The organism is Undibacterium sp. Tian12W, assembly GCF_049339405.1.
GTDB lineage: Bacteria > Pseudomonadota > Gammaproteobacteria > Burkholderiales > Burkholderiaceae_D > Undibacterium.
In genome coordinates this window covers 24,007-37,353 of record NZ_JBMPPK010000022.1, presented here as the reverse complement: position 1 = coordinate 37,353, position 13,347 = coordinate 24,007, and the positions used below count along the sequence as shown (strand labels likewise).

Sequence of the window (13,347 nt, the reverse complement as noted above, 5' to 3'; positions counted from 1 at the left end):
CGCGTATTCGTACGCATGTGACAGGGCCACTTAGCCTTCTTTTTAATAACTTATCCTGAATCCCTCAAAACTGACTGAAAGCGATACGTTTGGCGATTCTGCTTTGAATATTACATCGGGTCCGGTAGCATGACTTTTTCGGGTCTCATCGGCAAGCTACGTAAACGACGGCCAGTTGCATGGAAGATAGCATTACTGATTGCGGCAGCCACGCCTATCAAACCAATTTCGCCTACACCTTTTGCACCCAGACGGCTAACGATGCGGTCATCTTCTTCGACAAAAATCACATCGATATCATGGATGTCTGCATTCACGGCGATGTGATATTCGGCAAAGCTGTGATTCATTAAACGCCCCAGCTTGTGGTCTATACAGCTTTCTTCCAACAATGCCTGGCTGATACCCCAGATCACGCCGCCGGCGATCTGGCTGCGGGCTGTGTTGGTGTTGATGATCTGCCCGGCAGCGACTGCGCTGACTACACGTGTAACACGCACAGTGCCGAATGTTTCATCCACTCTGACTTCGCAAAATACTGCGGAGTGAGTGGCGCGCTGGTATTTGTGCTGTTTGATTAGAGATGGCAACATCAGGTATTTTTCTTCTATGCGCGTTTCGCCTACTGCAGACATGATTTCTGTCAAAGTAACTGTCGTATCCGCTTTTCCACGGATGCGCATGCTGCCGTCAGCAAATTCCACCTGCTTGAAGGTGGCTTTGGCAAAGCGTGATTCAGGCATTTTCTTTGCCAGCTTGAACAAGTGTTTTTGCAATTTCTCACATGCGCCTTGAACTGCCGAACCTATCGTCGTGACGTGAGATGAACCTCCTTCCACCGGTGCTGTCGGCAAGGTGGAGTCACCTAACTGGAAAATGACTTTTTCCAGCGGCAGGCCCATGCTTGTTGCAGCAATCATGGCCATGGCAGTGTAAGTGCCTGTCCCTATATCAGAAGCAGCACTGCTGACGACCAGATGACCATCTGCATGTAACACCGCACTGACGCGTGCAAAGAGTTGCATGGCATCCCATATACCGGTAGCCATGCCATAACCGATGAGTTCATTCCCCTCCCGCATGGAGCGTGGCTCCAGAGGCCGGTTTTGCCAGCCAAAGCGGGCGGCGCCTTGTTGGTAGCAGGCGCGCAGTTCCTTGGTCGAATACGGCAAACTGGTGGATGGATCAATATCGGCATAATTTTTCAAACGAAATGCGAGCGGATCCATGCGTAGCTGGTAAGCCAGTTCATCCATCGCCACTTCCAGTGCATGAACACCCTGCGCAGCACCGGGTGCACGCATATTCATTGGACTGGATTGATCCAGACTGACCAGTTCATAAGCGAGTTTGATGTTGTCGCATGCGTATAGCTGACCAGACCAATTGACGACGGTTTCTACATATTCTTCAAAGCGGGATGTAGTTGTGATTGCTTTATGGATGATTGCCTTCAGCGTGCCATCCTGGTCGGCGGCCAGCTTCACCGTCTGCACGGTTTCAGGCCTATGGCCTATGCCAAACATTTGCTGCCGCGTCATAACGACTTTAACGGAGCGTTTTAATTTCAAGGCAGCCATCACGGCCAGGGGAAGCTGATATTGCGGCCGCAAGCCAGCACCGAAGGCACCACCCACATACGGATTTCTTACCGTGACTTTATCACTGGAGAGACCGAACACCCGGCTGACATACCAGCGGCTGTTTTGTGAACTCTGGGTCTTGTCATAGATCATCAAATGACCGTCATCACCACGAATTACTGTAGTGGCAAACAATTCCATGGGATTGTGATGTTCGGCAGCGTTGTCGTATTCGGCGTCTATTTTGAATGCCGCTTGTGCATAGGCCTCATCAGCACTACCTTTTTCCCTGGGCGGTGGCGAGCCACCACGCGTATTGCCTGGTTCCCGACTATGCCGCAGGTTGCTCTTCAGGTCGGTCTCATATTCTTCAATATCTGCATGAACTTCTACCAGCGAAGCGGCATGCCGTGCGGCCTCGAACGTCTGCGCCAGTACCAACGCCACTGGTTGTCCGCTATACAAAATCTTGTCGTCGTACAGAGGGCGAAATGGCGATCCACCGGGTGCAGTCATGTCTTTATAGAACAGATCAAAAGAGCGTATTTTGGGCCGGTTTGTGTGGGTGATGATATCGATCACACCTGGTACGGACAAGGCAGGGCCCAGTACAAAATCGGTGATGCGTCCTTTACAAATATTGCTATTAACCACTACCCCATACAGCATATCTGCATCATCAAGGTCAGCAGCATAATGCGCCTGACCAGTGACCTTGTCACGGCCATCAATGCGGGAGACCGGCATGCCTGTAGTAACGTAACCTGTTCCTTGATCAGCGACAGGGCTGCGCAAGGCGCGGATAAGGTCTGTCATGTCACCACTCCTGCGACATCTGCCTGGCGGCAAGAAGAAGCGGCAGCCAATTCCAGGGCACGTATAATTGCACGATGTGCCATGCTGAGCTTAAAGTTATTATTGCCCTGCCCCTGCGCATCTTTCAACAAATAGTCTGCAACCCTGACAAACGCTGCGCTTGTTGGTAGTTCGCCTGCCAGCAAGGCCTCAGCCTCAGGCAAGCGCCATGGTTTGTGAGCGACACCGCCAAGGGCAATGCGTGCCTCGTTTATGCTGCCATCATCTGCGATGTCGAGTGCAACAGCTACTGACACCAGTGCAAAGGCATACGATGCGCGGTCACGCAATTTCAAATAGGTGCAGTGGTTTACAAATTGCTGCGCAGGTGGCAATTCGATATGTGTAATAAGTTCGCCTTCTGCCAGACTGGTATCCATATCGGGTCTGTCGCCCGGCAGGCGATGAAAATCTGAGAATGCAATCTGCCTTGATCCATTTACAGAGCGGACATGGACGATTGCCTGCAGGGCAGCCAGGGCCACGCACATGTCCGAAGGATGGGTAGCGATACACATTTCGCTGGTCCCAAGTATCGCGTGCTGGCGATTAAGGCCAGCGATGGCAGGACAGCCACTGCCAGGCCGCCGTTTATTGCATGGCACGGCGACATCATAAAAATACACGCAACGCGTTCTTTGCAATAAATTCCCACCATTGCTCGCCATGTTGCGAATTTGGGCGGATGCTCCCGACAGTATCGCGTGAGACAGCAAGGGGTAATGCTGCCTGACCAAGGGGTGGTAAGCGGTATCAGCATTACGGACCATCGCACCAATCAGCAAGCCTCCAATGGAGCTTGGCTCTATAAGCGACAAAGGCAATTGACTGATATCAACGAGACTGACTGGTGTTTCTACATGCTCCTTCATCAAGTCAATCAGATTGGTGCCACCTGCAATGAATTTTGTTTCTCCTGGTATTCCAATGCCTACTTGTCGCAAAGCCTCTGCAACGTCTTCAGGGGCGGAGAATGAAAAGGAATTCATTTTGCTGCCGTCCCGGGCAGCACGTCCGCCGCAGTATTGCTTACTGGCATAGTCAAGCCCATGACCGTGGTAATAGCTGCCACGATTTGAGGATAAGCGCCGCAACGGCACAAATTACCACTCATCAACTCACGAACGTCATCCGCAGTTCTGGCCTCGCCTTCCGCCATCATGCCTATTGCAGAGCATAGTTGACCAGGTGTGCAATAACCACATTGCAGGGCATCATGTTGTATGAATGCCTGTTGCAAAGGGCTCAGCACGCTTCCTTCAGCCAGGCCTTCTACAGTAGTGATGTCAGCATTATTTTGCATGACGGCGAGCGTAAGGCAAGCATTGATGCGTTTGCCATTCACTAACACCGTACAGGCACCACATTGCCCATGATCGCAGCCCTTCTTGGTGCCGCTTAATTTGAATTTTTCACGCAATAGATCAAGCAAAGTAACCCAGGCCTCAACCTCGGTTTTTTCTACCTGGCCATTGATCGTAAATTGCACGGGATAAAGAGTGTCGGCAGCGGCATTCATTATTATCTTTCTTGGCTAGCTGATAGTTATATCTAAGGTATGTCTAAGGCCAAGAGTAAAACCGGTAGCTGGTTTTCACTGTACGTTTGCGTACATAAATATTTGCTAAATTCGCTGAATTTGCTGAAAAATCAATGCTTACCTTTTCTGACATGGATAGTGCGCGTTCTCCTACGCTGGTCCTACTCCCTCAAAAACATATCTTCTTTACCATGTATTTACTGATTGCAAAGCACTACAAGTAGTGATCAGTGAAGTATGCGACCGCGGCAATCAGCGGAAAACTTTAAGGAGTTTAGTATGCCTACACAAGCAAACAACAACCAACCTCAAAAATCTGGTAACTCTCAAGGCGGCACTCACGAGCAACACGTGAAAGCCGGTCAACAAAGTCACAAAAACGATGCCCAAGGCTCAGGCCAGGGTTCTAAATCTGTTAGCGGCAACAACACTGGCAATCAACAACGTAACGATTCCAAATCCGCTCCGGATTCAAAAAATCGCTAACTCCTTATTGCTATTTACATTAAATAGCAGCAACTGTTATTTGTGTACGCCAATCGGATAAAGCATTCGGTAAGCTTAAGCAAGCACAATAAACAGAATGTAAGGAAAGAACAGGTTTGGAAATTTGAAATTAGTACGTGTAAGCCATCTTGCATTGCGATGTTTCACTATTCCAAACCTGTTAGGCCTTAATGATGCGTCTTGATGTCCTGCACATCGATCAGACTTCCCCACATTTTCATCATTTGCCCTTTTTCAGACAAAGTGGACATATCTACGGTTCTTTAATTCATCTGATTAGCCACTCTCCTACTTTGTGATATCAAAAACTCTGATAGAACACTGCACGACACTACCCTATCCTGACACTCAATCTAAAAACAAAAAACAGGTTGAGACATGACATCCATAACGCAATCAAAAATAACGCCAGCAAAAAAGCAAACTGCAAGCAACGCCATATTTAAAAGTATGCAAACAGTTTCCTTGATAAAAAGTGATGTGCAATTTGCTGCAAAAAAGGCAGGCTTGTCTTATGTCAGCGATCAGACGCCGGGGATACGCAGATACCCAGTCAAGCGACGTGGAAAGACTGCATTCAGATACCTGACGCCACAAGGGAAACCATTAAAGGATGACCTGACACTGTCGCGTATAAAGTCTTTGGTGATTCCTCCGGCATGGACAGATGTCTGGATTTGCGCGCAAGACGATGGCCATATACAAGCCACCGCACGGGATGCGCGACAACGCAAGCAATACCGTTATCATAAAAATTGGCGCAGCATCAGGGATGAAGCCAAATACGGCAATATGCTGCAGTTTGCATCGGCCTTGCCCTCGATACGTGAAAAAGTAAGCAAGGCTCTGGCCATGAAGGGCTTGCCACGCGAAAAAGTAATCGCTACTGTTGTGTCGCTCATAGAGAATACCAGCATGCGCATAGGCAATGATGAATATGCGCGCACCAATCAGTCATACGGCATCACCACCCTGAAAGGCAAGCATGTGCATTTGCATGGCACCCAGCTTGAGTTTGATTTTCGTGGCAAAAGCGGGGTCCAGCACACTATCAGTCTGCGCGCGCCGAAGTTAAGCCGCATCATCAAATCCATGCTGGACCTGCCCGGTCAGACGCTGTTTAAATATCTGGATGAAGATGGTCAACCACATGCCATTAATTCCACTGAAGTAAACGATTACATACGCAGTGCTGCCAATGGCGATTTTACCGCAAAAGATTTCAGGACCTGGGCAGGAACCACATTTACCGTGCAAGCCTTAATGGAAATTGGTGCAGCAGATACGCAGGCGACAGCGCGTAAAAACCTGGTCGTAGCAATCCGCCAGGTCGCGAAGAAACTGGGTAATACCCAGGCAGTTTGCCGCAAGTGTTATATCCATCCGCAAGTCGCAATTTCATATATGGAAGGAACGCTGGCAGAAGAGTGGCAGGCCTGCAGCCGTGCAGCAAAGAAAGGGAAAACTGCGCTGGCGGAAGATGAGGCGATACTTGCCAGGCTTTTGGATAAATGGCAAAAATAAATTCAGAAGCATCAGGTTCGTTGCCTAGGGATGGTGTCGGTACAAGCCAAATTCATTTGAAATTGCCTGGTAATGCCATGCAAGATTGAGCTTGCTGCCATTGTAGCTGGCTAAATCTGCATCCAGCATGCCAAATGGTGTGAGGCTGGCGGCAAATAAACGTAGTGCCCTGTGGCGCAAAGCAACGCCAAAACTGGCGAGTGCCTTGCGACAACTGATCAATTCAAACTCATTGAAGGAAGTATCGGTAACCAGACTGAACTGTGACCAGATAAGATTTTTTTGCAAGTCATCCCTCAATATCAAATAACCGTCTTTTTCCTGAAAATAATCCATCAAGCTGCTGCGCCCTCCGCTTTGCAGATAATTTTTTTCATATTGAGGGAATTTTTCGAGAGCAAACCCGGTATCTGCCATTTCCTGCAAAAGCAATTCGTTGGAACAAGTGACATAGATTGTCGCTTTGTCATAGACCTGCTCCTCTTCCAGCAAAATGACCAGAGTGTAAATCTCTTCTATGCTGGAACAATCTGCAATCCATATCCTGGTATGAGCATGTGAACGCAGCCATGGCGATAATTGATTGCGCAAGAATTGCAGCCGCTGCGGCTCATCAAACAGTGCAACCGGGCATAGTAACAGGATGCGTAATACGGCATCCCAGTGCGAGCTGTCATGCAAGATGCTGTCTTGCAATGCAGAATAGGTTTTAATCCCATACTGCTTCATCACCACACTGAATTTATCTGCCAGCACCTGACGGTCAAAACCGCGGAAGTCATCACCGCGATAGCGGTAGATGGCTTCCAGCAGCATGTCGAGTTCTATCTCCTCGACTTTTAATACGTTCATCACAGCCTGCTTTACTCGGTCAGCCAGACACGCATCAATGACAACAATTGCGCACTATCCACCGGTTTGGTGATGTAGTCTGAAGCTCCTGCTTCAAAACATTTATCCCGATCACCTTTCATGGCCTTGGCTGTCAGGGTGATGATGGGCATGCTCTTGAACTTGGGTATTTTCCTGATGGCGCGCATGGTGTCGTAGCCATCCATTTCCGGCATCATGATATCCATGAGGACAATCTCAATATCAGGGTCCTGCTCCAACAGTTCTATACCGTCCCTGCCATTTTCTGCAAAGACCACGATCATGTCCTGCCTTTCAAGCACGGTCGTGAGGGCAAAGATATTGCGCAAATCATCATCCACGACAAGTACTTTGCGCCCCGCCAGGCTGCCATCGGATGCATGCATGTCTTCCAGCATGCGCCTTTGCAACTCGGGCAAATCAGCAGGCGAACGATGCAGGAATAAGGCCGTTTCATCCAGCAGCCGCTCAGGTGAACGGGCGTCCTTGACGACAATGGTTTTTGCGACCTTGCGTATCTTGGTGACTTCCTTGCGCGATAACTCCTTGGCGGTATAGATGATGACCGGCAAGTCCCTGAGCTTTTTATCCTTGCTGATGGTTTCCAGCAATTCAAAACCATCAATATCGGGCAAGGTCAGGTCCAGCACCATGCAATCAAAATGGGTGTGCTTCAATGCTTCCAGCGCTTTCTGACCGCTTTCCACAGCCGTGATCTGTACATCATGCTCGCCTATCAGTTCGACTATGCGGGCACGCTGCAAGTCTTCATCTTCTACTACCAGCAAACTGCGTTTTCCTCTGAAAAGGAATTGCTGTATGCGGTTGAATTCTTCTTCCAGTCGCTCGCGCTTGATGGGCTTGGTGAGGTAAGAAATGGCACCGTGCTGCAAGCCGCGTTCACGCTCATTGGAGTTGGACATAATATGCACAGGAATATGCCGCGTGCCCGGGTCGCGCTTGAGGCGGTCCAGTACGGTGAAGCCATCGCAGTCTGGCAAATCTATATCCAGCAGGATGGCGGTCGGGCTGTAATCACGGGCCAGTGTCAGCGCAGCATCACCGCTTTGGCTGACTATGCCCTTGAAGCCTTTTTCTCTCGCAAAAGCCAGCAAGATGGCGGAAAAACGACTGTCATCTTCGACGATCAATAAAGAGGGGTCACCACTGGCGATCATATTCCTGTCATCAAATGCCGCTTCACCTTCAGCATAGTTCAGGCTCATGGTTGCTGCTTCGTTAGCCATGGATCGTGACGTACCTTCAGCACTCGCAGTTGCTTCCAGAACTCTGATGAGCATGGGTGTGCTTGACGCCGTATTTTGTTGCGGTGTCTGGCTAATCAGACCTGCGCCGCTGTATGGCAAGAACAGGGTAAATGTACTGCCGCTGCCGACTATACTGGTCACGCGAATTTCGCCTCCCAGCAGGCGTGCCAGTTCGCGGCTGATGGAAAGACCCAGCCCTGTACCACCGTATTTGCGCGCAGTACTACCGTCGGCCTGCTGAAATGCTTCAAAAATCAGTTGCAACTTGTCGCTGGCGATACCAACGCCGGTGTCGGCAACAGAGAATGCCAGCACGGCATCGGCATGACTCAATTGCGGAAGATCAGGCGTCCAGCCCGACTGCACGACACCTATGCTGAGCCTCACTTCGCCACGCGAAGTAAATTTGAAGGCATTCGACAGCAGGTTTTTAAGAATCTGCTGCAAGCGCGTTGTATCGGTCTTGATTGCTGCTGGCAAACCCTGATCCAGGGTGATGGAGAAATTGATGTTCTTGGCTTCTGCCATATGGCGGAAAGTACGTTCAACATAAGACGCCAGTATGGGCAGGCGCGATTCACTGAGTTCCAGCGTGACCGTGCCGGATTCTATCTTCGACAAATCAAGGATATCGTTGATCAGCGTCAGCAAATCACTGCCAGAGCCGAAAATGGTCTTGGCGTATTCGACCTGGTTACCAGACAGATTGCCCTGCGGATTGTCGCTTAGTTGCTGGGCCAGGATCAGCAGGCTGTTAAGTGGAGTACGCAATTCATGCGACATATTGGCCAAAAACTCGGACTTGTATTTGGATGACAAAGCCAGTTGCGTTGCTTTTTCTTCCAGCGCCAGTTTGGCTTGTTCCACTTCGCGATTTTTGCGTTCCACCTCAATATTTTGATCGGACAGCAGACTGGCTTTTTCTGCCAGTTCCTGGTTGGTCTGTTGCAGTTTCTGCGCCAGTGACTGCGATTGTGTCAACAGGCTTTCTGTACGGCTATTTGCTTCAATGGTATGCAAGACCACGCCGATGGATTCCATCAACTGATCAAGGAAACCCATATGTGTTTGTGTAAACTTGTCCAGCGAAGCAATCTCAATCACCGCCTTGACCTGCTGTTCAAACAGGATAGGCAAGACCACGATATTGGTAGGCGGTGCAGAGCCAAGGCCGGATGACACCTTGATATAGTCACGCGGTACATTGGTCAGCCATACCCTGCTCTTTTCCAGTGCGCACTGCCCTACCAGGCCTTCACCCGGCAAGAAAGAAGTTGGCAACTTGCTGCTGGAGCGGTAACCATAGCTGGCAATCATTTCCAGCAAAGGTGCGTCGTTATTCGAGTCCATCATGTAGAACACGCCATGATGGGCAGATACCAGCGGTGCAAGTTCAGACAGGATCAGTTTGGTAACTGTACTCAGATCACGCTGGCCTTGCAGCAAACGGGTAAAGCGCGCCAGGTTGGTCTTGAGCCAATCCTGTTCGGCATTTTTTTGCGTCGTCTCTTTGAGGTTACGGATCATCTCATTGATATTGTCCTTCAAGTCAGACACCTCGCCACGTGCTTTCACTTGAATCGAGCGTGACAAGTCACCCCGAGTTACAGCCGTTGCCACTTCTGCAATCGCACGTACCTGAGTAGATAAATTGGCGGCAAGCTGGTTGACGTTTTCGGTCAGATCTTTCCAGGTGCCTGATGCGCCCGGCACACTGGCCTGGCCACCGAGCTTGCCTTCTACCCCCACCTCACGCGCAACAGTCGTTACCTGGTCAGCAAACACGGCCAGCGTATCTGTCATCTCATTGATGGTATTTGCCAGCGAAGCAATCTCTCCCTGTGCTGCCACCGTCAGTTTCTTTTTAAGATCACCATTCGCCACCGCAGTCACCACACCGGCGATACCGCGCACCTGTTCAGTCAGGTTGGCTGCCATGAAGTTGACGTTCTCCGTCAAATCTTTCCAGGTGCCGCCTACCCCTTTTACCTGCGCCTGCCCGCCGAGCTTGCCTTCAGTCCCCACTTCACGCGCTACCCGCGTTACTTCAGATGCGAATGAGCTGAGCTGATCCACCATGACGTTGATGGTGTCTTTTAATTCGAGAATTTCGCCCTTGACATCTACCGTGATTTTTTTGGACAAGTCGCCATTCGCCACCGCCGTCGTCACGTCGGCAATATTGCGCACCTGGCCTGTCAGGTTGGATGCCATGAAATTGACGTTATCCGTCAAATCTTTCCAGGTGCCGGAAGCACCGGGTACATTCGCCTGACCACCCAGACGACCTTCAGTACCCACCTCCCGCGCGACACGAGTCACCTCAGACGCGAAGGAATTAAGCTGATCCACCATGGTATTGATGGTGTCTTTCAACTGCAAAATCTCACCACGTACGTCCACAGTAATTTTCTTGGACAAATCGCCATTGGCCACCGCCGTCGTCACGTCGGCAATATTACGCACCTGTGATGTCAGGTTACCCGCCATGGAATTCACAGAATCTGTCAAATCTTTCCAGGTACCGGCCACGCCCGGCACATTGGCCTGACCGCCTAGCTTACCTTCAGTACCCACCTCACGCGCTACCCGCGTTACTTCAGATGCAAATGAGCTAAGCTGATCCACCATGACGTTGATGGTGTTTTTCAATTGCAGAATTTCACCCTTAACGTCTGCCGTGATTTTCTTGGACAAGTCGCCATTCGCCACCGCTGTTGTCACCTCGGCGATATTGCGCACCTGACCTGTCAGATTGGATGCCATGAAGTTGACGTTATCGGTCAAATCTTTCCAGGTACCGCCCACGCCTTTCACGAAGGCCTGTCCACCGAGCTTGCCTTCAGTACCTACTTCACGCGCAACGCGTGTTACCTCTGACGCAAACGAGCTGAGCTGATCCACCATGACGTTGATGGTGTTTTTGAGTTCCAGAATCTCACCTTTGACATCGACCGTGATTTTCTTCGACAAATCACCTTTTGCCACCGCTGTCGTCACATCAGCGATGTTACGTACCTGCCCTGTCAGGTTGGATGCCATGAAGTTGACGTTGTCGGTCAAATCCTTCCAGGTACCAGCAACGCCGGGCACATTCGCCTGGCCGCCCAATACACCTTCGGTACCGACCTCACGTGCCACCCTCGTTACTTCAGACGCGAACGAACTGAGCTGATCCACCATGACGTTGATGGTGTTCTTCAATTCCAGAATCTCACCCTTGGCATCGGCGGTAATCTTTTTCGACAAGTCACCATTCGCCACCGCCGTCGTCACATCAGCAATATTCCTCACCTGCCCCGTCAAGTTACCCGCCATGGAGTTAACCGAATCGGTCAGATCTTTCCAGGTACCTGCAACACCAGGTACATTCGCCTGGCCACCGAGTTCACCCTCTGTACCCACTTCACGCGCCACCCGCGTTACTTCTGACGCGAACGAGCTCAGTTGATCCACCATGACGTTGATAGTATTCTTCAATTCCAGAATCTCACCCTTGGCATCGGCGGTAATTTTTTTCGACAAGTCACCGTTCGCCACCGCCGTCGTCACGTCGGCAATATTCCTCACCTGCCCAGTCAGGTTACCCGCCATAGAGTTGACCGAGTCGGTCAGATCCTTCCAGGTACCTGCCACGCCTGGCACATTGGCCTGCCCGCCCAATTTACCCTCAGTACCCACTTCACGTGCAACGCGGGTTACTTCTGACGCAAATGAGTTCAACTGATCCACCATGACGTTGATGGTGTTTTTGAGTTCCAGAATCTCGCCTTTAACATCGACCGTGATTTTTTTGGACAAGTCACCATTCGCCACCGCTGTTGTTACCTCGGCGATATTACGTACCTGATCAGTCAGGTTACCCGCCATGGAATTCACAGAGTCAGTCAAATCCTTCCAGGTACCACCCACACCTTTTACCTGCGCCTGGCCACCTAGCTTACCTTCAGTACCCACTTCACGCGCCACCCGCGTTACTTCAGATGCAAACGAGCTGAGCTGGTCTACCATGACGTTGATGGTGTCTTTCAATTGCAAGATCTCGCCTTTGGCATCGGCCGCGATTTTCTTGGACAAGTCACCATTTGCCACTGCCGTGGTGACTTCGGCGATATTCCTCACCTGCCCGGTCAGATTGGATGCCATGAAGTTGACGTTATCTGTCAGATCTTTCCAGGTGCCACCCACACCCGGCACATACGCCTGCCCGCCCAACTTGCCTTCAGTACCCACCTCACGCGCTACCCGCGTAACCTCGGATGCGAACGAACGCAACTGATCGACCATGGTGTTGATAGTGTCTTTCAACTGCAAAATTTCACCGCGTACATCGACCGTGATTTTCTTGGACAAGTCGCCATTCGCTACCGCTGTCGTTACATCGGCGATATTACGCACCTGCGATGTCAGATTACCCGCCATAGAGTTGACCGAGTCAGTCAAGTCTTTCCAGATACCCGCCACACTGGGCACATTTGCCTGTCCACCGAGCTTGCCCTCAGTACCAACTTCGCGCGCCACCCGGGTTACTTCTGATGCGAAAGAACTGAGCTGGCTCACCATGGTGTTTGCTGTCGTCGCAGCACTGAGGAATTGCCCTTGCAAAGGCCGTCCATCGACTTCCAGCGCCATGCTTTGAGAAAGATCACCCTTTGCCACGGCGCCGATGACCCTGGCCATCTCCGTCGTGGGCCGGACCAGATCGTCGATCAGGGAATTGACAGAATTGACGATAGTGCCCCAGTCGCCCTCTGCGCGCACGGATGAAGCACGTTGCAGCAAGCGCCCTTCCTGGCCCACCAATTGACTGACATTCAGGATGCCCTGGGTCATATGCGAGCTGTTTTCGATGATCTCGTTTAAGGTGTCAGCGATCTTGCCGTTGAGGCCAGTCAGGTCAGAAGGCATCTTAACCGAGAAATCACCCTTCTTGAGCGCAGTCAATGCGGCGAGTAATAGCTTGGGATCAAGTGTTTCTGAAATGTCAGTTAGCGTGTTCATTCTGGCCTTTTAAGCGATGAGATTGGTAGCAAACGGTGCAAGATACTATCTCTGAGTATCTTCGCTGGCGTTTGACTGATACTGATGCAAGGAATGTCTGAAAATATCAAAATGACACATGTATTTTGCAGTGCTGTAAACAATGAAAACGACCATGAAAGCAACGACGAGAGCAATATTGAAAAGCTGCAAACAA

At 50.6% G+C, this 13,347-nt stretch carries 7 protein-coding genes; 2 read left to right on the top strand and 5 right to left on the bottom strand.

Annotation, left to right across the window (positions count from 1 at the left end):
• Positions 1 to 110: 110 nt before the first annotated feature.
• The 3 genes from ACO0LI_RS24475 to ACO0LI_RS24465 are packed head-to-tail and all read right to left on the bottom strand — an operon-like array spanning position 111 to position 3,957.
• Positions 111 to 2,399, bottom strand: a complete 2,289-nt coding sequence (locus tag ACO0LI_RS24475) for a xanthine dehydrogenase family protein molybdopterin-binding subunit (RefSeq protein WP_422952364.1) — start codon at positions 2,397 to 2,399, stop codon at positions 111 to 113.
• Positions 2,396 to 3,427 carry an FAD binding domain-containing protein gene (locus ACO0LI_RS24470; RefSeq protein WP_422952365.1) on the bottom strand — a complete coding sequence of 344 codons (1,032 nt, stop codon included), beginning with the start codon at positions 3,425 to 3,427 and terminating at the stop codon, positions 2,396 to 2,398. The genes ACO0LI_RS24475 and ACO0LI_RS24470 overlap by 4 nt, the downstream gene beginning before the upstream one ends.
• On the bottom strand, positions 3,424 to 3,957 hold the full coding sequence (locus ACO0LI_RS24465; protein WP_422952366.1) for a (2Fe-2S)-binding protein: 534 nt from the start codon (positions 3,955 to 3,957) through the stop codon (positions 3,424 to 3,426). The genes ACO0LI_RS24470 and ACO0LI_RS24465 overlap by 4 nt, the downstream gene beginning before the upstream one ends.
• A gap of 300 nt (positions 3,958 to 4,257) precedes the next feature.
• Here ACO0LI_RS24465 and ACO0LI_RS24460 point away from each other — a divergent pair, with 300 nt between their 5' ends.
• Together ACO0LI_RS24460 and ACO0LI_RS24455 are read left to right on the top strand one after the other, a co-directional pair.
• Positions 4,258 to 4,464 (top strand): hypothetical protein, encoded by a 207-nt coding sequence (locus ACO0LI_RS24460; RefSeq protein WP_422952367.1) that lies wholly within the window; start codon positions 4,258 to 4,260, stop codon positions 4,462 to 4,464.
• A 471-nt stretch (positions 4,465 to 4,935) separates the two neighbouring features.
• Positions 4,936 to 6,009 (top strand): DNA topoisomerase IB, encoded by a 1,074-nt coding sequence (locus tag ACO0LI_RS24455; RefSeq protein WP_422952368.1) that lies wholly within the window; start codon positions 4,936 to 4,938, stop codon positions 6,007 to 6,009.
• A 24-nt stretch (positions 6,010 to 6,033) separates the two neighbouring features.
• On the opposite strand, the gene ACO0LI_RS24450 is transcribed toward ACO0LI_RS24455, so the two are convergent.
• Together ACO0LI_RS24450 and ACO0LI_RS24445 are read right to left on the bottom strand one after the other, a co-directional pair.
• The gene (locus tag ACO0LI_RS24450; protein WP_422952369.1) at positions 6,034 to 6,861 is read right to left on the bottom strand and encodes a CheR family methyltransferase; all 828 of its coding nucleotides are present in this window, start codon (positions 6,859 to 6,861) and stop codon (positions 6,034 to 6,036) included.
• Positions 6,862 to 6,872: 11 nt separating this feature from the next.
• Positions 6,873 to 13,151: a HAMP domain-containing protein gene (locus ACO0LI_RS24445; protein WP_422952370.1), complete on the bottom strand. Its 6,279-nt coding sequence runs from the start codon at positions 13,149 to 13,151 to the stop codon at positions 6,873 to 6,875.
• Positions 13,152 to 13,347 lie beyond the last annotated feature (196 nt).